At 39.7% G+C, this 21,688-nt stretch carries 27 protein-coding genes; 22 read left to right on the forward strand and 5 right to left on the reverse strand.

Annotated features, from left to right (window positions below):
• Window positions 1–7: 7 nt before the first annotated feature.
• The 4 genes from AC6UDD_RS00810 (at window position 8) to AC6UDD_RS00825 (ending at window position 2,023) form a co-directional block, all read left to right on the forward strand.
• Window positions 8–325 carry a DUF7671 family protein gene (locus tag AC6UDD_RS00810; RefSeq protein WP_500717571.1) on the forward strand — a complete coding sequence of 106 codons (318 nt, stop codon included), beginning with the start codon at window positions 8–10 and terminating at the stop codon, window positions 323–325.
• Between the two features lie 16 nt (window positions 326–341).
• A complete protein-coding gene (locus AC6UDD_RS00815; RefSeq protein WP_500717573.1) occupies window positions 342–1,274 on the forward strand; it encodes a DMT family transporter in 933 nt (310 codons plus the stop codon).
• 88 nt (window positions 1,275–1,362) lie between these two features.
• Window positions 1,363–1,626, forward strand: a complete 264-nt coding sequence (locus AC6UDD_RS00820; protein WP_500693395.1) for a hypothetical protein — start codon at window positions 1,363–1,365, stop codon at window positions 1,624–1,626.
• Between the two features lie 79 nt (window positions 1,627–1,705).
• A complete protein-coding gene (locus AC6UDD_RS00825; protein WP_500717576.1) occupies window positions 1,706–2,023 on the forward strand; it encodes a winged helix-turn-helix domain-containing protein in 318 nt (105 codons plus the stop codon).
• Between the two features lie 52 nt (window positions 2,024–2,075).
• Here the strand turns inward: AC6UDD_RS00825 and AC6UDD_RS00830 are convergent, their stop codons facing one another.
• Complete coding sequence (locus tag AC6UDD_RS00830; protein WP_500717578.1) at window positions 2,076–2,393, reverse strand: winged helix-turn-helix transcriptional regulator; 318 nt, start codon at window positions 2,391–2,393, stop codon at window positions 2,076–2,078.
• Between the two features lie 155 nt (window positions 2,394–2,548).
• On the opposite strand from AC6UDD_RS00830, the gene AC6UDD_RS00835 reads away from it, so the two are divergent.
• Both AC6UDD_RS00835 and AC6UDD_RS00840 read left to right on the forward strand, forming a co-directional pair.
• The gene (locus tag AC6UDD_RS00835; RefSeq protein ID WP_500717582.1) at window positions 2,549–3,250 is read left to right on the forward strand and encodes an ABC transporter ATP-binding protein; all 702 of its coding nucleotides are present in this window, start codon (window positions 2,549–2,551) and stop codon (window positions 3,248–3,250) included.
• Window positions 3,247–5,541 (forward strand): ABC transporter permease, encoded by a 2,295-nt coding sequence (locus tag AC6UDD_RS00840; protein ID WP_500717586.1) that lies wholly within the window; start codon window positions 3,247–3,249, stop codon window positions 5,539–5,541. The genes AC6UDD_RS00835 and AC6UDD_RS00840 overlap by 4 nt, the downstream gene beginning before the upstream one ends.
• A 108-nt stretch (window positions 5,542–5,649) precedes the next feature.
• Here the strand turns inward: AC6UDD_RS00840 and AC6UDD_RS00845 are convergent, their stop codons facing one another.
• Together AC6UDD_RS00845 and AC6UDD_RS00850 are read right to left on the reverse strand one after the other, a co-directional pair.
• Complete coding sequence (locus AC6UDD_RS00845) at window positions 5,650–5,868, reverse strand: P8 family protein (protein ID WP_500695363.1); 219 nt, start codon at window positions 5,866–5,868, stop codon at window positions 5,650–5,652.
• A gap of 59 nt (window positions 5,869–5,927) precedes the next feature.
• The gene (locus AC6UDD_RS00850; RefSeq protein ID WP_500717588.1) at window positions 5,928–7,187 is read right to left on the reverse strand and encodes an MFS transporter; all 1,260 of its coding nucleotides are present in this window, start codon (window positions 7,185–7,187) and stop codon (window positions 5,928–5,930) included.
• 252 nt (window positions 7,188–7,439) lie between these two features.
• Here AC6UDD_RS00850 and pyrF point away from each other — a divergent pair, with 252 nt between their 5' ends.
• The 7 genes from pyrF to AC6UDD_RS00885 all read left to right on the forward strand — a co-directional run bounded on the left by pyrF (window position 7,440) and on the right by AC6UDD_RS00885 (window position 14,010).
• Window positions 7,440–8,168, forward strand: a complete 729-nt coding sequence (gene pyrF / locus AC6UDD_RS00855) for an orotidine-5'-phosphate decarboxylase (RefSeq protein WP_500717590.1) — start codon at window positions 7,440–7,442, stop codon at window positions 8,166–8,168.
• A 2-nt stretch (window positions 8,169–8,170) separates the two neighbouring features.
• Entirely contained in the window at window positions 8,171–8,797 is a 627-nt protein-coding gene (gene pyrE / locus AC6UDD_RS00860; RefSeq protein WP_500717593.1) for an orotate phosphoribosyltransferase, read from the forward strand.
• Between the two features lie 146 nt (window positions 8,798–8,943).
• Window positions 8,944–9,972, forward strand: a complete 1,029-nt coding sequence (adhP, locus tag AC6UDD_RS00865) for an alcohol dehydrogenase AdhP (RefSeq protein WP_500717595.1) — start codon at window positions 8,944–8,946, stop codon at window positions 9,970–9,972.
• Window positions 9,973–10,106: 134 nt separating this feature from the next.
• The gene (locus AC6UDD_RS00870; protein ID WP_500717597.1) at window positions 10,107–11,300 is read left to right on the forward strand and encodes a DUF998 domain-containing protein; all 1,194 of its coding nucleotides are present in this window, start codon (window positions 10,107–10,109) and stop codon (window positions 11,298–11,300) included.
• A 46-nt stretch (window positions 11,301–11,346) separates the two neighbouring features.
• Window positions 11,347–12,231 (forward strand): aldo/keto reductase, encoded by an 885-nt coding sequence (locus tag AC6UDD_RS00875; RefSeq protein WP_500710686.1) that lies wholly within the window; start codon window positions 11,347–11,349, stop codon window positions 12,229–12,231.
• A gap of 122 nt (window positions 12,232–12,353) precedes the next feature.
• Window positions 12,354–13,214, forward strand: a complete 861-nt coding sequence (locus AC6UDD_RS00880; RefSeq protein ID WP_500717599.1) for a hypothetical protein — start codon at window positions 12,354–12,356, stop codon at window positions 13,212–13,214.
• A 106-nt stretch (window positions 13,215–13,320) separates the two neighbouring features.
• On the forward strand, window positions 13,321–14,010 hold the full coding sequence (locus AC6UDD_RS00885) for a hypothetical protein (RefSeq protein WP_500717601.1): 690 nt from the start codon (window positions 13,321–13,323) through the stop codon (window positions 14,008–14,010).
• Window positions 14,011–14,061: 51 nt separating this feature from the next.
• Here AC6UDD_RS00885 and AC6UDD_RS00890 read toward each other — a convergent pair whose 3' ends face one another.
• Together AC6UDD_RS00890 and AC6UDD_RS00895 are read right to left on the reverse strand one after the other, a co-directional pair.
• Window positions 14,062–14,997 (reverse strand): aldo/keto reductase, encoded by a 936-nt coding sequence (locus tag AC6UDD_RS00890; RefSeq protein ID WP_500717604.1) that lies wholly within the window; start codon window positions 14,995–14,997, stop codon window positions 14,062–14,064.
• A gap of 14 nt (window positions 14,998–15,011) precedes the next feature.
• A complete protein-coding gene (locus tag AC6UDD_RS00895; protein WP_500717607.1) occupies window positions 15,012–15,395 on the reverse strand; it encodes a DUF488 domain-containing protein in 384 nt (127 codons plus the stop codon).
• A gap of 136 nt (window positions 15,396–15,531) precedes the next feature.
• Here AC6UDD_RS00895 and AC6UDD_RS00900 point away from each other — a divergent pair, with 136 nt between their 5' ends.
• From AC6UDD_RS00900 to AC6UDD_RS00940, 9 genes are read left to right on the forward strand one after another with little or no spacing between them, the layout of a single operon-like run.
• Entirely contained in the window at window positions 15,532–16,074 is a 543-nt protein-coding gene (locus AC6UDD_RS00900) for a hypothetical protein (RefSeq protein ID WP_500693411.1), read from the forward strand.
• Between the two features lie 55 nt (window positions 16,075–16,129).
• Window positions 16,130–16,576, forward strand: a complete 447-nt coding sequence (gene fabZ, locus AC6UDD_RS00905; protein WP_500717610.1) for a 3-hydroxyacyl-ACP dehydratase FabZ — start codon at window positions 16,130–16,132, stop codon at window positions 16,574–16,576.
• A 14-nt stretch (window positions 16,577–16,590) separates the two neighbouring features.
• On the forward strand, window positions 16,591–17,568 hold the full coding sequence (locus tag AC6UDD_RS00910; protein WP_500717614.1) for a beta-ketoacyl-ACP synthase III: 978 nt from the start codon (window positions 16,591–16,593) through the stop codon (window positions 17,566–17,568).
• 35 nt (window positions 17,569–17,603) lie between these two features.
• On the forward strand, window positions 17,604–17,867 hold the full coding sequence (locus AC6UDD_RS00915; protein ID WP_500693414.1) for an acyl carrier protein: 264 nt from the start codon (window positions 17,604–17,606) through the stop codon (window positions 17,865–17,867).
• A 34-nt stretch (window positions 17,868–17,901) separates the two neighbouring features.
• Window positions 17,902–18,813: an ACP S-malonyltransferase gene (locus AC6UDD_RS00920; RefSeq protein ID WP_500717617.1), complete on the forward strand. Its 912-nt coding sequence runs from the start codon at window positions 17,902–17,904 to the stop codon at window positions 18,811–18,813.
• A gap of 3 nt (window positions 18,814–18,816) precedes the next feature.
• The gene (gene fabG / locus AC6UDD_RS00925) at window positions 18,817–19,560 is read left to right on the forward strand and encodes a 3-oxoacyl-ACP reductase FabG (RefSeq protein ID WP_500717619.1); all 744 of its coding nucleotides are present in this window, start codon (window positions 18,817–18,819) and stop codon (window positions 19,558–19,560) included.
• A gap of 26 nt (window positions 19,561–19,586) precedes the next feature.
• Entirely contained in the window at window positions 19,587–20,822 is a 1,236-nt protein-coding gene (gene fabF, locus AC6UDD_RS00930; protein WP_500717622.1) for a beta-ketoacyl-ACP synthase II, read from the forward strand.
• Window positions 20,822–21,265 (forward strand): acetyl-CoA carboxylase biotin carboxyl carrier protein, encoded by a 444-nt coding sequence (locus tag AC6UDD_RS00935; protein ID WP_500717625.1) that lies wholly within the window; start codon window positions 20,822–20,824, stop codon window positions 21,263–21,265. Before fabF ends, AC6UDD_RS00935 begins: the two co-directional genes overlap by 1 nt.
• A gap of 2 nt (window positions 21,266–21,267) precedes the next feature.
• Entirely contained in the window at window positions 21,268–21,684 is a 417-nt protein-coding gene (locus AC6UDD_RS00940) for a 3-hydroxyacyl-ACP dehydratase FabZ family protein (protein WP_500717628.1), read from the forward strand.
• Window positions 21,685–21,688 lie beyond the last annotated feature (4 nt).

Genomic DNA, 21,688 nt, shown 5'->3' on the forward strand with positions numbered 1-21,688 from the left:
CAAGATCATGACAGATAAATATAAAGTAATTCGCTTTACCGGGGTTCCAGTTAAACTGGATGACTCCGGTAATTATGTAATTAAGAAGGATGAGCAGGGTGATTTTAAACTTCACACCTGGCGAATCGGGAAACACACTAAAGGACATTTTCAACGCATTGGTCAGGTTTTTTTGACGGAAAATAAATTAAGGGTTGCCATTGTGGCGGATTTTAGTGTATCTTTTAAAAAACGACATTTGTATACACCGATGGAACGTTTTTTAAATGATTACGTTGATTTGAGGCTGATTGATGAGGCAAGGTCACACTTAGATCAAGAGTAGACTGTGAGGAGAGAATATGAAAAGTAAAACGGGTAAGATGAGTAACACCGTTAAGGGAATTAGTTTAGCGGCGTTTGCTTCAACTTCATGGGGTGTTGCTGGCGTTATTACGCAGTATGTTTCACAAAACGTTGGGATTCCGGCTGCGTGGTTCCTGTCAGCGCGGACTACCGGAGCTGCCATTGTATTGTTACTAGTCAGTGCCATTATTTACGGAAAGGGCATTTTCAGTGTTTTCCGTTCTTGGAAATCAATCATGTGGCTGGTCTTATATGGTTTATTCGGTTTAGCTGCCAACATGGGAAGTTTCTACGTTAGTATTCAGACTGGTAACGCCGCTGCCACCACGATTTTGCAGTACCTGTCGCCACTATTCATCCTACTGGGTGGCTTTCTGTTCATGCACAAAAAACCCATGAAGATGGACATCGTGGTCTTTGTTTTGGCATTAGCTGGAGTTTTTCTTTCAATTACTAAGGGCGACATTTCGCAATTATCCATTCCCTTTGACTCGTTTTTCTGGGGGATTATTTCTGGAATTACTGCCGCTTTGTACGTGGTGCTTCCAAGACCACTGGCTCACGACAATTCACCAATCGTGGTTCTTGGTTGGGGAACTTTGATTGCCAGTTTAGCCTTTAACATCAATCATCCCGTTTGGACCAACGTGCCTCACCTAGGAATGGGTGGAGTCCTTGGTGTTTGTGGAATCATCCTCTTTGGAACCTTACTGACATTCTCATCACTAATCTACGCTTCACGTTTTACTTCTTCAGAAGTTATCAGTTTACTAGACGCCATTCAACCGGTAGCCACCTTTATCTTGAGTGTGATCTTTTTACACACCCACATCAGTTGGATTGAAGTTCTTGGTGCCGTTCTGGTTATTTTGGCCGTTTACATCCTGCAGTACGTCCAGCGACACAAGAATCAAGAAGAACTCTTATAACTTTCTTAAACCCTTGAGCATATTGGTTTGAACGCCCACCGTTTCAAGATATAATAATGTCATACTTAAATAAAGGGGAGAGATTGTTATGTCAGACGAAAGTAAAGAAACAAAAGCATTAGATAAGATTTCAGAAATTATGAACGAACTCCAAAAAACTTTGGACAAGGAAGGCACTGAATCACAAGAGGGCCACAAAGTTCATCGTTGGTTAGAGGAACACCGTGCCATTCATGAAATTAAACGTACCCTTCATGAAGTTGGTAAGTTCGACAAGTTCGATTCTGCTGCTTACGATAAATTTATGAAAGATTACAAAAAGGTTGTCGACGATTTGGACGACAACGATTAATAAGCTCGAATTAAGGAGGCTACCCTGGTAGCTTCCTTTTTTTGTGACAATTTTAATAAATAAGATGGGAGATGAGAATTTGGCAGATAAAAGTAATGGTTTTAGTTTTGATGGGTTCACTTTAAATCCGGCAGTGGGAGAACTAAGCAGTAATACGCAGTCAATTAAGCTAACTCCAACTGAGACCTCACTAATGGTCCTTTTCATTGAGCATAAGAATAAGTTAGTGTCCAAAAAGGAATTGATGACGTTTCTGTGGGCGAACGGAAGTTTTATTGATGAGGATGCTATTGAAGACGACATTAGTTTACTTCGACGCAAGTTAGACCAAGTTGGACTAAAAGGAAAAATTAAGACGGTACCAATGCGGGGATATAAGCTGGTTGCCGATCGTTGATAATTTAATAGTATTAAAAGAAGCAGAATGACTCTCAAAAGTCATTCTGCTTCTATTTTTTATATCGTTCTGACCATTCCTTCATTGACTTTAAAATAGGTGCTAAATCCATTCCACGTTTAGTTAAATTATATTCGACAGTGGGAGGGTTTGTATTAAAGACTTTACGCGTAACGATTTGCTTGTCTTCTAACATTTTTAATCTTGTTGATAATGTTCTGGTACTAATTCCAGGTAATGCCCGCGTGATACCTCCATAATGATTATTTCCATTATAAATTTCCCAGAGAATGTATGAGGTCCATTTTCCACTAATGATGTCCACAACTGGTTGAATAGGACAGTCATCGATGATGTTATTGTTTTCCATAAGCGCCTCCAGTTTACTTTTTTGCTGATACTTTAAAAAATTACCCTACTTTTATTTTTAAACTTATGAATATATTATACAAATAACACCTACAAATCAAAGGTGTAAATAAAATCTTTTCATACTTTTAATAATTAATCATGGGGGTACCGCTTATGCTCAGCTTAAAACATGTTAGTAAGAGTTATCAAAATGGATCTGAAACAACTCATGCTTTAGACGATGTTAGTTTTGATATCAAGTCGAATAAGGTTACGGTGATTTTGGGACCAAGTGGGTCTGGTAAAAGTACAACTTTAAATATCTTAGGTGGGATGGATAAACCAACGTCAGGTAAAGTTTTATATAATGATGATCTTATTAACACAGAGTCGGATAAGCAATTGACAGTTTATCGAAGAGATGTTGTCGGATTTGTGTTTCAATTTTATAATTTAATTTCTAATCTTACGGCATTTGAAAATGTGGCAATTTCGGCACAATTAAAAAACAGGAAGTACAAGAAAGTGTCAGAAGAATATTTGAAAAAGGTTGGTCTTTTAAAACAAAGAAATAATTTTCCTGATCAGTTATCTGGAGGTGAAATGCAACGTGTTTCGATTGCGAGAGCCTTGGCTAAAGATCCTAGAGTACTTCTTTGTGACGAACCTACTGGTGCACTTGATACTGAAACCTCAAAACGAGTTTTTAAAATTCTAAAGGGTAGTAAGAATGAAAATACGGCCGTGGTGATCGTCACCCATAATCCATTAGTTGCTCCAATTGCTGATCGAGTTATCAATATTAATGATGGCAAAATAGATAAGATCGTTGACAATCCAACTCCGCTTGAAGTTGAGGAGGTTGATTGGGGATGAAGTTTTTATTTAAGAAATTAACCCGCACGGTTGTGAAAAATTGGACTCAATTCTTTTCCGTTTTTTTGATGGCGTTTCTAAGTGTTCTTTTTTATACCGGTTTAGAGGGCACCTGGAATGGTATGAAACAAAATATTAATCAGTATACGAGTGAAACTCATTTGGCTACGTCGACATTACAATCGACAGGCTTGAGCAATAAAGAACTAAATACAATTAAGTCAATTCCAAGTGTTTCAAAGACATCGGCTAAAACAGAAATTAGTACCACGGCACAATTAAAAGGAGATAAACGTTATTTAGAGATTGATACTCCCGGAACCCAAGAAATTTCTCGTACATTTCAAACTAATGGTAAGAAGATAAATAAAAATACTAATGGTATTTATTTGAATGAGAAGTTTGCTAAAAAGAATGGGTTAAAGAAGGGAAAACAAGTCACTGTTAATTTCAATAATCAACCCATTAAATTAAAAGTGGCCGGTATGATAAATTCTCCGAACAAGATGTATTATACCGGAACCAATGATTTCATATCTCCTCAAGAACAAGACTATGGGTATGGAATCATTAGTGAAAAGACATTGCTTAATAAATTTAAATTGCCAGCCTTAAATAATATTGTCGATATTAAAGACAGTGATAATTCTAAAACTGAAAGTAAAATTAGAGACATCATTGGTAGTAAATTTATCACTTTGCAAACTCAAAAATCCGATGTTGGAATTTCAACAGCTGTTGATCGAGTAAAACAAATTCGTAATCTTTCAATTCTATTTTCAATTATCTTTATTCTATTAGCGGTCTTGGCCATGTATACCACTATTAGAAAAATAATTGATCAGCAACAAAGGGACATGGCAACTTTACAGTCATTAGGATATTCCAATATAGTATTGTCCATGTATTACTCAATGTATGGTCTTTTTGTTGGAGGAATTGGTGCAATTGCAGGTTTGATAGTAGCTCCAGCACTTTCAACATTTGTAATGAATTCACAGAAATCTATGTTTTCGCTTCCGTCATGGCAAATTGTCTATACTACCGCACCGATCTACGTTGCTGTGGGAGTAATGATTATATGTATTTTTTCAGCACTACTAGCGGCGCAAGTGAATCATGGATTAACACCAGCCCAGGCATTTAGGAAGGGTAGTACTGCTAAAAATGGTAAACGAGTCTTTCTCGAAAGATTTCCTCGAATTTGGAATAAAATTCCTATTGGTAATCGTTGGTCAATTAGAGATAATCTTGGTAATAAAATTCAAATGCTGATGGGATTAATCGGCGTTATTGGTGGACTAGCTTTGGTGATGACTGGATTTGGTACGAAAAATTCAATGGACAATCAGGTTAACCAAACGTATGGACATGAATATAACTACGCTAAAAAGATTAATTTAAACCAAAAGACTAATGAGACAGAGATTAATCGAATTGTTAACAAAACTAACGGGCAGAAGATTGAAACGTCTTACGCTAATTTAAGTCCAAATGGGAAATTTGATCGCCCCCTTACTGTCTTGGGTTCTGGATCTCAAATCAATCTTAAAACTGATGGTGGACAAAGAATTAAGGATGGTGGTATATATCTAGCTGAGGGAATTGCTAAAACTGCTAACGTTAAGAAAAACGATACTGTTTTTATCAAGCCGTCGTTAAGTACGAATAAATTGAAGTTGAAGGTAAAGGGCATCGTTAAATCAAATGCACCACAAGGAATGTATGTAACTAAACAGACGTGGACCAGTAATGGGTTGAAATTTCAACCAACGTCAATTTTGACAAATCATCAAGACATTTCAAATTCAATTAAGAAGAGTCCAGATGTTAGTCAGATTGTTAGTTTGAAAGAACAAAAAAGTAATGCTAAAAGTATGGTCAATAATTTGAGTAGTATTTTCTTAATGATTCAAATCTTTGGGATCCTTTTGACCATTGTAATTCTTTATAATTTGGGATCTCTAAGCTTTACAGAAAGGTCAAGAAGTTATGCCACTCTTGAGATACTAGGATTCTCTCGTAAACAGATCCGAAATTTAACGATTATTGAGAGTTTAACAATTACGGTAGTTGGTTGGTTTTTGGGGATTCCGTTTGGATACTGGTTCCTATCCAAGTACGTAACTACTTTTAATACCAGTCAGATAATTTATTATCCGTTTATTTCTATTACTAGTATTGTTCTAGCTTCGTTGATTGTTGTTTTAGCTGTCTTATCCACAATTATAATGATTAGGAGCAGATTAAAAAAACTAGACATGATATCTTCAACCAAGGGCGTAGAATAAAACGAATCGTTAACAATTAATCCTAAATAAAAGAGATGACAATTCAGTCATCTCTTTTTGTATAAAAAAAGAACCCATCAATTGATAATGAGTTCTAAGAATCAAAAACTATTTCTTAAGTAACTTTTCAGCATCAGCTTTAACATCGTCATCGCTCATGTTTAAGTACTTTTCCATATCAGATTCAGTCTTCATGGTATCATGACTGTTATCTTCCATGTAGTGATCCCATAATGCATCACGTACTGGGATTGAGTCATCGCTCCAATCAAATACTTCTGACATCTTTTCGTCTAATACACGTGGTGTTTCAAAATCATCAGCCATGTTATATATCCCCTTTTTCATTTATTCATGTCTATTTTAGTTCTTTTGGCTTAAAAATGTTAGTTATTTGCACTTAATTTAGTGTTTTTACTTAATTTTTTAATGCCAGGGATGCTGATCATGGTGACAAAGCTGATTAAATATAAAATAGAGAGGAAAATCATCACTACGTACAGGTTGTACTGATCCATTAAAATCCCGATAATGACCGATGACATCCCACCAACTGCTCGACCAACACCCACGATGATGTTGTTAGCGCTACTTCTAACCTCAGTAGGATAGAGTTGACTAACTACCGCACCATAGCCGCCGTACATCCCGTTTGAGAAGAAGCCAACGATGGCACCAATCACTAGTAAAGCAATCGTCGTGTGGGCTAGTACCAATAAGTAAACCATGATTGATGAGGCAATCAGGAAGATCCCAAATGAAAGCCGGGGGCCGATGTGGTCAAGGATCGTGCCAAACACCATCATGCCAACGCTCATCCCAATAATGGTGGAAATCATCCACAGTGAGGATCCCGCGACGTTTAAGCCGCTTTGTTTTTGAACGATGGTTGGAAGCCAGTTCATTAACCCAAAGTATCCAGCGATCTGAACAGTTGTCATAATCATTAAACCGACACTTTGATAGGCGGTCTTAAAGTCTGAAAACATGTATTTTTTAATTGCTTCGCCAGTTGAAATGGTCTGTTCCTGCTTTGATTCAAGAAACTCGTCCGACTCGTGTAAGTGGCGTCTAACGAAGAATATTAGGATAATCGGAATGAGACCGAATAGGTATAACGCATGCCAGCCAAGGTGTGGAATAACAAAGGCGGCCAAGATTGCTGCAAGTAAGGCACCGACTTGCCCGCCGACAGATGCAATTGATGACATTTTTCCTAACTTATTCTTTGGGAATGCTTCAGCTAGTAAAGTAATCCCGAGTCCGTATTCACCACCAGCTCCAATCCCGGTCAATAGTCTTAGAAAGTAGATGAGGTAGATGTTGTTGGCAAATCCCATCAGAGCGGTCGCAAACGCAAAGATGAAGATGGTGTAGGTAAACGTCTTGACTCGACCAAAACGGTCACCAAGAAATCCAAAGATCACGCCACCAAGCAGCATTCCCCAGTTGGTGATGGTTCCAATTAACCCGGCCGCTCCGGCTGAGATGTGTAGAGATGCGATGATCGAACTCATTGTAAAAGACAGAAAAAGCACATCCATGTTTTCAAGGCCAAAACCAGAACTAGACGATAATAAGACTAGTTTCTGGTTCTTGCTCATTGATGCATGGCTGTGCTCAGTATTATTGCTTATTTTATCCATAATTTCCTCCAAATTAAGACTCGCTGGTCTTGTTTATTTGACGCTGTTAGTGATTATTACATAGTAAAATTGTTTTGACAAGATGAACTTTTACCTTGACGGCCCCACCGATATTCCCTATATTTAGAGTAATAATTAATTAAGTTGGTTCAGAGAAACCAAGATTATGTTTATTAACTGATATAAATTTAATTTTAAAGGACCATTCTCTGACACTTGTCTGTGATTGGTCCTTTTTTGCGAGGTAAGAAAATGAAGAAGACAATGATGATTGCGCTGGACTTTCCGACGCAGATGGACGTAAATACGTTTTTGGATCAATTTGCGTACCCAAGTCAGTTGACGGTCAAGATTGGCATGGAACTTTTCTATCGATACGGTCCTGAGACGGTCAAAGAAATCAAAAACAAGGGGTGTTCAATCTTTTTAGACCTGAAGTTAATGGACATTCCTAATACTGTATACGCGGGCATGTTTCAGCTTGCTCAACTTGGGGTTGACTACGTGACTGTGCACACGCTTGGTGGAAGTGAAATGATGAAGGCTGCCAAAAGGGGATTGGTTGATGGCAGTAATCAGTCTCATAATCAGGTTCCCGAGTTATTAGGGGTGACCGAATTAACTTCTATTTCGCAAAAAGGACTCGCTAACGAACAAAATTGTTCTTTGAGCATGAATGAGCAGGTGGTTTCTCTAGCTAAGTTAGCTAAAAGTTCTGGTTGCGAGGGGGTCATTACCTCCGCTAAGGAACTGCCTGACTTAGTGAAACAAGTTGGTGATGATTTTGATTACGTTGTGCCTGGAATCAGAAGTAAGGACGACGCCAGTGAAGATCAAAAACGGGTGGCAACACCAGAACAAGCGCGACGTGATGGTGCGTCTGCCATTGTGGTAGGACGTCCCATTACGCAGAATGAACATCCCTATCGGGCTTATCAAAAATACAATGATGAATGGAATTTAAGGAAAGGGACAGATTAGTTATGAATAGTACAACTGAAATTTTAAAGGACCTGGTTAACGACCAAATCGTTCAACTGAATCCAAGACGCCCCTTTACGTTTGCCAGTGGGATTAAGTCGCCAATTTATACCGATCTACGTTTAACAATTTCGTATCCAGAACTAAGAAAAAAGATTTATCAGGCACTTAGTCAGTTAATTCAGACTAATTTTCCGAACGTCACGGTCATTGGCGGAGTGGCAACGGCTGGAATCCCGCATGCATCTTGGGTAGCTGAAGAAATGAAGTTACCGATGATCTACGTTAGATCCAAGCCAAAGGATCATGGGACTAGTAAACAGATTGAAGGAAAAGTAGGCCCAGATGATCACATTGTGCTCATTGATGATTTAATTTCAACTGGCGGCAGTGTGATTAAGGCGGCTCAGGCAGTTCAAAATGACGGCCATCAAGTTGATGGGGTGGTTTCCATCTTCTCTTATGGTTTTAGTGATGCCGACGATAATTTTGACAAGGCCGATTTAAGATTTGTTCCGCTGTTAACTTATCCTGAACTAATTAAGCAAATGCTTAACAATGGTCAAATCGAAAATACTCAGTACGAGCGACTTAATAAATGGCACCAAGACCCCTGGGCATGGAAATAAATCACTTTTTTAATTCTTCCTTTTTTAAGGATATATTACAATCTGTTATCGCTTACAATTCCTTATTGACACGTGAAAATTTTAACTATATGATAGGAATTGTTGATAGATAGACGACTATAAATCATAGGAATAGGAGAATTAATATGGTAAAAGCAGCAGTTGTTAGAGATAATTCAGATGGATACGTTGATGTTAAAGATGTTAAACTTCGTCCAATTCACGAGGGTGAAGCATTAGTTAAAGTTGAGTATTGTGGACTCTGTCATACTGACCTCCACGTTGCCTCTGGTGACTTCGGTGAAGTTCCTGGCCGAATCATTGGTCACGAAGGTGTTGGACGTGTTACCCAAGTTGCTGACGATGTTACCGACTTAAAAGTTGGCGACCGAGTTTCCATTGCTTGGTTCTACTCAGCTGATGGCACTTGTGAATACTGTGTTACTGGTAATGAGACCTTATGTCGTAACGTTAAAAACTCTGGTTTCACTGTTAACGGTGCCATGGCAGAAGAATGTATTGTTGATGCTAAGTATGCCGTTAAGGTCCCCGAAGGTTTGGATCCCGTTGAAGCAACTTCATTAACTTGTGCTGGTGTTACCACTTACAAGGCTTTAAAGATTGGTGACACGAGACCCGGCAAGTGGGTTGAAATCGTTGGTGCCGGTGGATTAGGTAACCTGGGAGTTCAACTTGCTAAAAACGTCTTTGGTGCTCCAGTCGTAGTTGTTGATGGAGATCCTAAGAAGCTGAAAGCCGCTAAAGAAAACGGTGCCGATGTTTTGATTAACAGACATGATGGTGACGTTGCCCAACAAGTTCAAGATAAAGTTGGTGGGGTTTACGATTCAATCGTTACTGCCGTTAACAAGGATGCCTTTACCCAATCAGTTAACGCTTTGCGTCCCGATGGAACTTTAGTTGCGGTTGCTCTTCCAAAGGGTGACATGGCACTTAACATCGATAAGACCGTTCTTGACGGGATTAAAGTCGCCGGTTCACTAGTTGGAACTAGACAAGATCTTAGAGAAACCTTCCAATTCGGTGCTGAAGGTAAGGTTAAACCAATCGTTAGAACCGACAAGTTAGAAAACATCAATAACGTCATTGATGACATGAAGGCTGGTAAGATTGTTGGCCGTGTTGTTTTCGATTTCACTGGTGATGACAAATAAATTAAAATTATCAATTAACTAATTTAAGAAGCGGAATTCATAGAATTCTGCTTCTTTTTTTAATAATTATTCCTGGGTCCGTTATAATAGAGGAATGAAACTATTTTCAAATTCATAACGAACGAGGAATCATAATGACGGAACCAAAGTATAAAATTGCAATCCCAAATCAGGTCGTTGAACGGCTACATATTAGGCCAGGAGCCAAACTTAACTTGACGCTGCGAAGACAGGGAATGACGGTCGACAAAGTTAACGATGGCACCCCGAATTCGTGGAACGTTTCGATCTGGTGGTCGCTGATTCCGGCGGTGATTACCGCGTTAATCGCACTAATCTTTTTTAAATATCGGCACTTTCGGATCGTTCCCATCAGTGGTAAATATTCGATTGCCAGTGGCACCATTATATTGGGACTGATTTTTGGGGCTTTACTGTTTACGATTTTTCTCATTAAAAGTCGTAAGAATCCACAAAATACCATTTATCGTAATATTTACTGGCGAAACTTCCCAACGATCGTGCTATCCTTCACCGCCAGTTTATTGGTGGGATTGCTGGGGGTATTTTGGATCCTGGGAATTGCTTTTAAAGGTGCTACTTTTGATGTGTATACTGCGACCATCATCATTGCCATTTTAGAGGGAATTGTGAACTACGTCATGATTAGTGTGGCAGTTGCTTTAACCCCGACTTTATTAGTTGATCTTTTAAACCTAATCATTGTTTCTGGCGTTTTGATCTCCATGTCGTCAAATAGTCATCGTTACTGGTGGCGCCATAACCTTAGTTTTTTGGGGACGAGTCGAGCGACCGACAGTTGGCAGTTTAACTTGACCATTATCTTTTCTGCTTTATTGATGTGGGCCGTGATTGATTTCTTGTTTGTTTCGTTAAAATCAGTGCAAAAACCAACCATCCAAACGTGGATTTTACGCATCCTTTTGACGTTAATGGCGTTTAACGTGGCCGCAATTGGGATTATTCCCAATGACATTCAGATTCCGTGGATGCATTTTTGGCACACTCAGTTTGGTTGGTCGTTAGTTTGGATTATTATTATTCTGATTGCCGGAATTCGCTGGCTTTGGCCAGGAATTTCTAAAAACTTCCTGAAAACGTCGTATTTGATTGGATTACTACTGGTACTGGCCAGTATCCTTTTTCAAGTTGTGCACTACTTTTCACTAACTGCGTTTGAGATCACTTCGTTCACGTTGGCTTTTTCTTGGATTATGATGTTATTTCAGTACATCTTGGACGTCGTGAACAAGGGAACACTTGATTTTACCGTGACGCTCACTAAAAATAACAAACAAAATTCATGAAATAAATAACGTGATATCCTACAATTAGTTTATGGAGGTGTTAAGTATGAGTAGAGATTTAGAATCAAAAGTACGTTTAAATAATGGCGTTGAAATGCCCCAATTAGGAATGGGTGTATGGAAGAGTGATAACAAAACCGCCGCTCAATCCGTTGAATGGGCACTAAATGATGGTTATCGAGCAATCGATACCGCCAAACAATATGGAAATGAAGCCGGTGTTGGTGAGGGTCTGAAGAAGGGTCTGGCTGATAACGGATTAAAACGTGAAGATGTTTTTCTAACAACTAAAGTATTTAATGGTGACCAAGGATATGATTCAACCCTTGAAGCTTTTGAAGGACAATTAAAGCGTCTTCAAACTCCATACGTTGACTTACTACTGATTCATTGGCCAGTTAATGGCAAGTACAAGGAAACCTGGCGTGCCCTTGAAAAGATTTACCATGAAGGTAAAGCACGTGCCATTGGAGTTTCAAACTTCAACATTCGTCGTCTAAGAGACTTGATGAAGCACGCTTCCGTAAAGCCAGCTGTCAACCAAATGGAATTTCATCCATTAGAACAAGAAGCTGACATTAAAGAGTACTGTGACTTAAATGACATTAAGCTTGAAGCATGGTCACCACTTGGTGGTGGAGCTGCTTTAAACAATCCACTTGTTAAGAAAGTTGCTGAAAAGTACGGTAAATCAACCGCACAAATCATCATTCGTTGGGACATGCAACGTGGCATTATCTCAATTCCAAAGTCAGCTCATGAAAAATACATTAAAGCCAATGCTGATATCTTTGATTTTGAGCTTGACGACGATGATATTCGCCTAATTAATAGCCTTAACGTTGACAAGCGTTCAATTTGGTACGGTGACTTCCGTTGGAACGGAAATCCTGATGCCCCAGTTGACACTGTTGACCAATGGGATGACTAATTTAATCAAAAGAGAAGTTTATGCTTCTCTTTTTTTATTGGCTATGATTGCGACTGATAGCGTTTTTATTAAGATTTCGTTATAATAAAGTTGTAAGACAAATTAACAAGGGGAGAATTATTATGATTATTAAAGCAATTAAAAGTGCCCTTAACGTAACCAAAAAGCATTTTTGGATTTTGTTAGCAATGGTTGTTCCTGCGATCTTAATATCCGCTGTTCTTGGTGGAGTGGTTAGCAGCTTGCAAAATTCTGAGGCTTTGAGTTTAAGTTATAGTTTGGGCGCAAGTTTTAGTATCTGGTTAATCTCGATCATCGTTGGAATTATTGGGATTGTATTATTTGAATCAGCAGCAATGGGATACTTGACTGGTGATGAGACTGATACGTTTAAATTTGAGGATGCCTTTGTGGCATTTAAACAAGGTAACACTTGGTTAGTGGCAGCACTGTATGCAGCCTTTATGGATTTGATTAGTTTCATTTTTGGGGCATTATTTGTTGCCTCCGCTGGTGTTATTAGTGCTTCATTTGTTCCTCAAGTCTTTGGTTTCAACACTACTACCGCTCAAGTGGTTGCTTTAATCATTGTTGGAATTGTGATTTTGGCATTAGTTGGGATTGCTTGGATCTTCGTTGCCACCGGGTTAGCGTTCATTTACTTAACCTACTTTGATGCTCAACGAGCTGGTAAAAAAGTTCATTTAATGGATGGTTTTTCAGCTTCATGGAAACTCATGACTGGTAATCGTTGGGGTCTGATCGGTTTGAAAGTCTTGAACTTAATCATTGCCGTAGTGACCTACGCGGTAATTATCTTAGTAGGTGCACTGCTCTGGTGGATCTTTGCCTCAATGTTGACATGGACCTTCTTTGCAATTGTTTTGGAAGTTATCTTGACGGTGCTGGCCATCGCAATTTCAATCTTTTACATGGTATGGTTCTCAATGGCTAACATCAAATTCTACGAAGAAATTAAATAGTTAATAGTTAGTATTAAAAAGAGAAGCTGTTTGCTTCTCTTTTTTTACGTTGTCAAAACAAACGAGGCGTGTGATAATTTTAGTAACAAAAATTGGAGGAATACATATGATTGCAAATGCAATGACAAAGTCGTGGGGAATCGTGAAGAAGAACTGGTGGATGATGTTTTTAATGGGCATCCCAGCTGGAATCGTGGGGGCTTTTTCGGATCCAACGATGTTGTTCAAGCTTCAGGGAATGCAAAGAGCCCCTTTCTCAATCTTTGAATTAATCGTTGGTCTAGTGGGAATCTTATTTTCTGCCTCCCTGGCAATGGGATACGCCAAGAGTATTCAAAATGATAGCTTTAAGTTTAAGAATGCTTTTGTGGCTTTTAATCGCAAATACAACTGGCCGGTAATCATTCTGATTGGGCTTTTAATGGCACTTGCAGAGGCCTTTGCAACCCTCTTGTTGATTGTTCCTGGTGTCATCTTGTCAGTTGGATGGGGTCTTTGGATGTATTCGTATCAAGATGAGATTGAGGGCGGAAAAGAAGTTGGGATTACTCAAGCATTTACCGATGCTTGGCAAACAACGAAGGGCTATAAGTGGAACTTCTTTTATCTGCAATTATTATTTTTCTGTATGTATTTCGTATTAACCGTTTTGATGACAGCCGTTACAACCGTTGTGAAGGGTAATTCTATTTTAGCTGCGGTGGTTTCTGTAATTGTATATATTCCAATGATTTTCATTAGTTTTTGGAATTCAGCGGCCCAAATTATTTTTTACCGTGAAATTAAAAGTAAATAAGCGTAAAAAAAAGCGTTCATCATTTGATGAACGCTTTTCATTTCTCTATTTCTACTTAAATAGGGTATTAATTTGATCGTACTCAGAGTGGCTAAGTTCAATGTCCAACGCCTTAGCGTTGCTTTTGACCTGTTCGGGCTTTTTGGCACCAGGAATAACAACCGTGATGTCAGGATTTTTGATGTACCAAGCAATGACGATTTGAGCAACGGTAGCGTCATGCTTTTCGGCAATTGGCTTTAGTTGGTCAACTTTTTCAACGATCTTTTTGAACTCTTTGCCCTTAAAGTCGGGATTGTCGTGTCTGATATCATTCTCTGGGAACTTGGTCTCTTTGCTGTACTTACCGGTCAAGAGTCCAGATGCAAGTGGGAAGAATGGAACAAATGAAATATCGTGTTCCTTTAGGTATGGGAATCTTTCCTTTTCGGCTGAACGATCAATCAAGTTGTATTCTTCTTCGTCGATGTCAACCAGTCCGTCAAGGTTAGCCTGCTTTAATTGTTTCATTGACATGTTTGAAACTCCAATGGCACGAATCTTACCGGCCTTTTTCATTTCGTTTAAAGCAGCCACTGATTCATTTAATGGGGTGTGGTCATCCGGGAAGTGGATGTAGAAGATATCAACATAGTCCGTTTGAAGTCGTTTCAAACTATCTTCAACACATTGTTTTAAGTATTCAGGTGAGTCATCAATGACAACACTTCCGTCGCTTTGGACCTTTTGACAGCCCTTGGTAGCGATCTGGATCTTAGAACGATCATATCCTTTGATGGCTTCACCGATTAGTTTCTCTGATTCGCCCATGCCGTAAGCAAAGGCGGTATCTAACAGGGTAATACCAGAGTCTAATGCTGTTTTAACGATTTCGATTCCGGTTTGGTCACTTAAGTTTGGGAATAAGTTGTGACCACCAACGGCATTGGTACCTAAGCCTAGTGGGACGGTCGTTACGTCTGATTTGCCAATTTCTACTGTTTTCATGTTAAATTCCTCCATTACTGATTGAGTTCTGCTTTAATCTCAGGTTGGGCAAGCAAATAGTGATAGATAATTACCGCTTGATTATGCTTGGTATCTTTTGCTCCGTATAATAAAATTACGTTGCCCGACTTTAAATGGGTAGAGACTAATGATACAAATCCAGGCATTTGTGGATTATTTTTTAGTTCATCCAAATACTTTTGTTTGAATTCCTCAAACTTGGCTGGGTCGTGACCAAACCACTTTCTTAGTTCAGTGCTTGGAGCGATTGATTTGAACCAAATATCTAGATCGGCATTAACCTTCGAGATTCCACGAGGCCAGAGGCGATCAACTAAGATTCGGTATCCATCCTTATCGACGGGCTTGGTGTAGATTCGTTCAAGCTTCAATTCCATTTTTCTTACCTACCTTCATTGATTATTGGATCTCTTGTACTATAAGTAAGTATACGATACCTTGGTGCCCAAACGTTAGAATTTAGTCTTCAATGTGGTAAAATCAAGTGTAAAAAAATTAAGGAGGGACAGTATCATGGTTAGAAAAAATCGGATTTCGGATGGCATTTCCAAATTGCATGGTTCAGCCAATGAATTTTTGAAAAAATTTCAAACTGAAATCGATGAAAAACGACATCCTAATAAGCAGAGAGTGATTGATGGGACAGATATTGAGCTAGCGCCACGGCAAAAGATTGAACGTCATCGTTATCCAGATTTGGTGGACTATGGCACCTATTATTCCGCAATAATGGATAATGGGCATACTGTTCTGGTCAACCCCGATTACCTTGAGTACAGCGTTGAGGTTATGCCCGGTTCCTATGATCAAGAGCATCATTTCATAAATGACACCAATCACTGGCGGATGTATTATGTTGATGGTGTTGGAATTGATCGTTACTCGGCTCCCATCCCAGAATCCTATGATTATCTTCAAGATATGGATAATGATGAGGCCGATAAGTTCCCAGGAATTCCCGGAGATCGATACGGAAATCGATGGGCGATTGGGTATAATTCAAAGGATAAGATCCTGTTAGTAAGTAGCGAGGCACTCAGTTTGAATAAACGTTAAGATGTTACCAAACGTCACATTTGTAACGTAAAACTAAATTTTGTGAGATGAAAATATGGAACAGTTAAGCATTGATAAAATAATGGAAATTCTTCCAAACCGTAACCCAACTTTATTTGTGGACAGAGTGGATCAGATAACTCCGGGCGAGTCAATCGATGCCGTAAAGAACGTCACCGCTAATGAAAACTATTTTCAGGGTCATTTTCCCGGATTTCCACTAATGCCAGGAGTTTTAATTGTTGAGACCTTATCGCAGGTGGCGTCAATCCTCATTTTGAAATCGCTTGATGTTGATCCTAAAAGTAAGGTTACTAAGCTTAATAAAACCAAAAATGTGAAGTTTAGACATATGGTTCGACCTGGCGACACTTTGAAGGTTCACGTTGATTTAAAAGAAGTTAACGATGGAACCTATACGATGGTTGCTGACAGTGAGGTTGATGATGATAAAGCTTGTTCGGCCACGCTCGAGTTTTCGTTAGCTGACCGGGTCGATTAAGTAGGTGATAAGTAGTGAGTGCTTTTAAAATTATTTCAAGCGCCAAAAGTGTTCCCGAAAAGATCGTCACTAATGACGACCTGGCTAAGATTATGGACACCTCTGATGAATGGATAAAAAGACGAACGGGAATTTCAAGTCGGCACATTGCGGTTAATGAATCTACAACGTCAATGAGTGTGGAAGTTGCTGAAAAGCTTTTGAAAAGTTCTGGGATTGACCCCGAAAGCTTAGATTATGTGATTGTAGCTACCATGTCATCTGATTATCAGACCCCGTCAACGGCTGCCAGTGTTCAGGGTGCGATTGGTGCCACTAATGCGGTGGCGTTTGACATTGACGCCGCATGTACGGGTTTTGCGTTTGGAACTTCAATTCTTAATTCGTTGTTAGCAAAAAAGAACGGTAGTTGTGGGATTTTGATTGGTGCAGAAGTACTGAGTAAGTTTTTGGACTGGTCGGATCGATCAACCGCCGTGCTTTTTGGTGACGGGGCCGCTGGAATCTTAGTTCAAAATGATCCTGCTTCTGATTCGAAGGTCTTAGGAGAGTCACTTCAGACCTATGGTGATTTAGGATCATCTTTGACGGCGGGACATTTTCCTTGCGTTACACCGTTTGGGAAAAGTACCAACCAAGAAAACCAGTTTTTTAAGATGGACGGTCACAAGGTCTTTAATTTTGCGTTAAAAAAGGTTCCAAACTCGATTAATGCGGCACTTGCGGATGCTCATTTAGATCTAGATGATATTGATGTTTTTGTTATGCACCAGGCTAATGCCAGAATTATTACTAGTGTTGTTAGAAGGCTTGATTTGCCGAAAAGTCGGTTTCCAATTGATATTGATGAATACGGCAATACGGCGGCAGCTAGTGAACCACTGCTATTGGCAGATTTGCTTACAAGCGGTAAAATTCAAAGAGGAAACAAAGTTGCCCTTGTCGGTTTTGGTGGCGGATTAACTACTGGAACTGTTATAATTAATTATTGAGGACAAATAAATTTTATTAAATGGAGTGATTATTTATGGCTGAAAAAGCAGATAAGAATCAGATTTTTGACAAGATTAAAGCGGTTGTTACCGACCAAACTGATATCAACCCCGATGACATTAAAATGGACGCTAACTTCAAAGATAATTTGGACTTAGATTCACTAGATATCTTTGAAATTGTTGATGCCCTAGAAGATGCCTACGACATCGAAATTGATAGTGACGAGGGCATGGAGACGGTTTCTGACTTAGTTGATTATGTTGCAAAGCAAATTGACGAAAAGAACGATAAATAATAAAGTGTTTTTTATTTTAGGAGTGTTTTAAATTTTGAAAATCGGTTATTTATTCAGTGGACAGGGACAACAGTTTGCTAACATGGGATCTGACTTGTATCAAAATAATGATACCTATCAAAACGTGGTCGATACCGCGTCGCATACTTTAAATCTTGATCTATCCGATCCGAAGGTTTTTGACGATCCTGAAAATACGCAGATTGCCATCCTGACTTTGAGTTATGGAATTTACCAGATTTTAGCGGGTAAACTGCCCAAAGCACAAGCAATGATGGGTCTTAGTTTAGGTGAGTATAGTGCTTTAGTATCCGCTAAAGCACTATCTTTTCAATCAGGATTAAAATTAGTGCGTGACCGAAGTCACTACATGGATGAAGCAGGACAGCAAAATCCGGGGTCAATGGCTGCTGTGTTAAAGGTTGAGCCCAAAGTGGTGGTTGACGTAACGGACAAAGTTGATGGAGCTTACCCAGCTAATTTCAATACCAGTGAACAAACTGTGATTGGTGGGACCGAGACTGGGGTCAAAACAGCTAGTGCAGAACTTAAGAACCGGGGAGCTAAACGGGTCGTTCCTTTGAAGGTGGCCGTTTCTTCACATACTCCGCTGATGCAACTAGCGAGTGATTTGCTTTCAAAGCGAATGGAGAACGTTACCTTCAAGACACCCGAGATTCCAGTGATCAGCAACACTGACGTTGGCCTGTTTAATAAGGATAACCTCGCCGATACGTTGACCCGGCAGTTGGTCAATCCAACCCACTTTAAAGCGGATCTAGAATTCATGGTTAAAAACTACGGAGTGGATACGCTGATTGAGATTGGACCGGGGAACACACTGACTAAATTTGCGAAAAAGACACTTAAAGATGTTGATGCTTATAGCGTCGACAGTTTGAAAAAATTGAATGATTTACAAGCAAAACTTGGTTTGGAGGACTAATTCATGACAACGAAAAATGATAAAAGCACGGTTTTAATTACTGGTGCTACTAAGGGAATTGGTCTGGCAACCGCCAAACGATTAGCAAAAAATCCACATAATTTTGTGATTGTAAATTCTCATCGAGAATTAAGTGATGACGAAGTAAAGGATTTAAAGTCACAGTTTGATACTGAGATTGAGATCCTGATTGGCGACGTTTCAAAAGAAGAAGACGCAGAGTCGATGGTCAACCAGATTTTAGATGAGCATGATCATCTCGATGTGTTGATTAATAATGCTGGGATTACTAGAGACAAGCTCTTAACGCGGATGAGCGAAGAGGATTTTAAGGCCGTGTTAGACACCAACCTTGTTGGAACGTTTAACATGACTAAGTATGCCCTAAAGACAATGCAGAAAAAACGAGCTGGTGTCATCATCAACACTTCCAGTATTTCGGGACTTCACGGAAACATGGGACAGGCTAATTATTCGGCAAGCAAATCAGGAATTGTTGGTTTAACAAAGACGACGGCCCAAGAGGGATCACTTAGAGGGGTTCGTTGTAACGCCGTTGCTCCTGGCATGATCAAGACCGACATGACGGCCAAATTGAGTGACAAAATCATTTCGAAGTGGGAGGACACCATTCCACTTCATCGTTTTGGAAATGCTGAAGAAGTAGCCGAAACAATCGAGTTTTTGATTAATAGTCAATACATTACCGGACAGGTAATCACTGTTGATGGCGGACTCACAATGTAGTTCCGTTTATTTAAGGGAGGATTCAATTGGGTAATAGAGTTGTTGTTACGGGCATGGGTGCAGTAACCCCGATCGGGAACGATGCTGAGACTTTTATTGATAATTTGTTGGCTTCAAAGGTTGGAATCGAAAAAATCACTAATTTTGACACATCTGAGATTAAAGCACATGTGGCGGCTGGTGTGAAAGACTTTGATCCAAGCAAACGCTTAGCTAAACGAGACTATCATCGAGTAGATCCATTTGCGCAATACGCACTATACAGTGCTGTAGAGGCAATGGATCAAGCTGGGTTAAAACGAGGAGAATATGATGGAAAGGATCTTGGCGTCATCTACGGATCTGGGATTGGTGGTATTAGTACCATTGAGACGCAGGTTCTAAAGATGTACAAAAAGGGTCCTAGACGTCTTTCTCCGTTATTTATTCCGGAGACCATTATTAATATGGCGGCTGGCAATATTTCCATCTACTTTGGCGCTAAAAACACCAGTAAAGCTGTGGTAACAGCCTGTGCAACTGGAACGAACGCGATTGGCGATGCTTATGAATATATTAAAGCTGGCAAGGCTAAAATGATGATTGCTGGTGGATCAGAAGCAGCAATTACGCCGGTTGGGATTTCAGCCTTTGCGGCTCTGACAGCTTTGTCTTCAAGTGAAGATCCTGCCCACGCTTCCATGCCATTTGATAAAGACCGGGATGGTTTCGTGATGGGCGCTGGTGCTGGCACCCTAGTCCTTGAAGATTACGATCACGCTAAAGCACGTGGTGCACATATTTTGGGTGAAATCGTTGGTTACGGTCAAACGAGTGACGCCTACAACCTGACTGCTCCGGATCCAGATGGAGAAGGAGCCATTGGGGCCATGCAACAAGCGTTGGATGAGGCTGACATTAAGACTTCCGACCTTGATTACATTAATGCCCATGGAACAGCAACTCAATCTAATGATGTTTCTGAGTCAAAGGCCATTAGCAAGTTGTTTAAAGATAATGACCACGTCTTGGTTAGTTCAACCAAAGGGATGACTGGTCATGCCCTTGGAGCTGCTGGAGCCATTGAGGCCGTGGCAATTCTTGGAGCCATGAAGCACAGTCAAATGCCAGTGAACGTTGGGGTGAATAACCAGGATCCAGAAAGTCATATCAGGCTAGTGGATAAAGAGAATGCTAAAAGACCGGTCAATACCGCCATTAGTAATTCATTTGGATTTGGTGGTCATAACGCGGTCATTGCGATAAAGAAGTGGAATCAATAATGAATGAAAAAGACATTGAAAAATTAATAACTAAATTTGATAAGTCCAACTTACAAGAATTAAAAATTGACGAAAACGGTCAACAACTTTATTTTTCCAAGATTGACAGTCATTTCAAACCGGTCACTCACGTTGAAAAAACGACGGAAGATAAAGCGGATGAAAAGCAGGAAAAACTGCAGTTAAATGCGCCAACCAGTGATAATTATCAACTGAAGGCACCAATGGTAGGAATATTGTATTTTGCGCCTAGTCCAGAAAAGCCTGACTTCAAAAAAGATGGTGATCGCGTTCAAAAGGGTGAGACGGTTTGTATCATTGAGGCCATGAAGATGGTCAATGAAGTTAAAAGCCCAGTGAGTGGAACCATCGTGAAACGTTTAGTGGATAATGGCTCCATGGTTGAATATAACGAACCCGTTTATGAGATTAAGGAGGATTAGTTATGGCATTAAATGTTAATGATTACATTCCTCAACGTCCCCCAATTCAGATGATCGATAAGATTGACACCATTACCCCGGGAGAGGGAGCCGAGGCCACTAAGATGTTGGCAGGAAACGAATGGTACTTTGCAAATCAAGGTAATCATCCCACGCTGCCACGTCCGTTGGTTTTAGAATCAATGGCTCAAACGGGAGTGGTAGCGCTATTGTCAATGCCCGAATATCAGGGTAAGAACGCTTTTTTTGGTGGAATCAAACAAGCTGAATTTAAAGATGATTTTCGACCAGGCGATGTTTTGCATTTAAAGGTCGATTTGTTAAAGGTTAAACATAATATTGGAATTGGCAAAGGAGTTGTCACTAGAGACGGACAGGAAATCGCTAATGCAACGTTGATGTTTGCGGTTGAATCATAGTGAG

This window comes from Fructilactobacillus sp. X2R1C3, from assembly GCF_059901425.1.

Coding starts and splice junctions, on each gene's coding strand:
- AC6UDD_RS00870 (WP_500717597.1), top strand. CDS start 10,107: ATGACGGAACCAAAGTATAAAATTGCAATCCCAAATCAGGTCGTTGAA.
- AC6UDD_RS00810 (WP_500717571.1), top strand. CDS start 8: ATGACAGATAAATATAAAGTAATTCGCTTTACCGGGGTTCCAGTTAAA.
- fabZ (WP_500717610.1), top strand. CDS start 16,130: ATGGAACAGTTAAGCATTGATAAAATAATGGAAATTCTTCCAAACCGT.
- AC6UDD_RS00875 (WP_500710686.1), top strand. CDS start 11,347: ATGAGTAGAGATTTAGAATCAAAAGTACGTTTAAATAATGGCGTTGAA.
- AC6UDD_RS00830 (WP_500717578.1), bottom strand. CDS start 2,393: ATGGAAAACAATAACATCATCGATGACTGTCCTATTCAACCAGTTGTG.
- AC6UDD_RS00850 (WP_500717588.1), bottom strand. CDS start 7,187: ATGGATAAAATAAGCAATAATACTGAGCACAGCCATGCATCAATGAGC.
- AC6UDD_RS00935 (WP_500717625.1), top strand. CDS start 20,822: ATGAATGAAAAAGACATTGAAAAATTAATAACTAAATTTGATAAGTCC.
- AC6UDD_RS00885 (WP_500717601.1), top strand. CDS start 13,321: ATGATTGCAAATGCAATGACAAAGTCGTGGGGAATCGTGAAGAAGAAC.
- AC6UDD_RS00915 (WP_500693414.1), top strand. CDS start 17,604: ATGGCTGAAAAAGCAGATAAGAATCAGATTTTTGACAAGATTAAAGCG.
- adhP (WP_500717595.1), top strand. CDS start 8,944: ATGGTAAAAGCAGCAGTTGTTAGAGATAATTCAGATGGATACGTTGAT.
- AC6UDD_RS00815 (WP_500717573.1), top strand. CDS start 342: ATGAAAAGTAAAACGGGTAAGATGAGTAACACCGTTAAGGGAATTAGT.
- AC6UDD_RS00845 (WP_500695363.1), bottom strand. CDS start 5,868: ATGGCTGATGATTTTGAAACACCACGTGTATTAGACGAAAAGATGTCA.
- AC6UDD_RS00820 (WP_500693395.1), top strand. CDS start 1,363: ATGTCAGACGAAAGTAAAGAAACAAAAGCATTAGATAAGATTTCAGAA.
- AC6UDD_RS00940 (WP_500717628.1), top strand. CDS start 21,268: ATGGCATTAAATGTTAATGATTACATTCCTCAACGTCCCCCAATTCAG.
- AC6UDD_RS00890 (WP_500717604.1), bottom strand. CDS start 14,997: ATGAAAACAGTAGAAATTGGCAAATCAGACGTAACGACCGTCCCACTA.
- AC6UDD_RS00840 (WP_500717586.1), top strand. CDS start 3,247: ATGAAGTTTTTATTTAAGAAATTAACCCGCACGGTTGTGAAAAATTGG.
- pyrF (WP_500717590.1), top strand. CDS start 7,440: ATGAAGAAGACAATGATGATTGCGCTGGACTTTCCGACGCAGATGGAC.
- AC6UDD_RS00895 (WP_500717607.1), bottom strand. CDS start 15,395: ATGGAATTGAAGCTTGAACGAATCTACACCAAGCCCGTCGATAAGGAT.
- AC6UDD_RS00900 (WP_500693411.1), top strand. CDS start 15,532: ATGGTTAGAAAAAATCGGATTTCGGATGGCATTTCCAAATTGCATGGT.
- pyrE (WP_500717593.1), top strand. CDS start 8,171: ATGAATAGTACAACTGAAATTTTAAAGGACCTGGTTAACGACCAAATC.
- fabG (WP_500717619.1), top strand. CDS start 18,817: ATGACAACGAAAAATGATAAAAGCACGGTTTTAATTACTGGTGCTACT.
- AC6UDD_RS00835 (WP_500717582.1), top strand. CDS start 2,549: ATGCTCAGCTTAAAACATGTTAGTAAGAGTTATCAAAATGGATCTGAA.
- AC6UDD_RS00880 (WP_500717599.1), top strand. CDS start 12,354: ATGATTATTAAAGCAATTAAAAGTGCCCTTAACGTAACCAAAAAGCAT.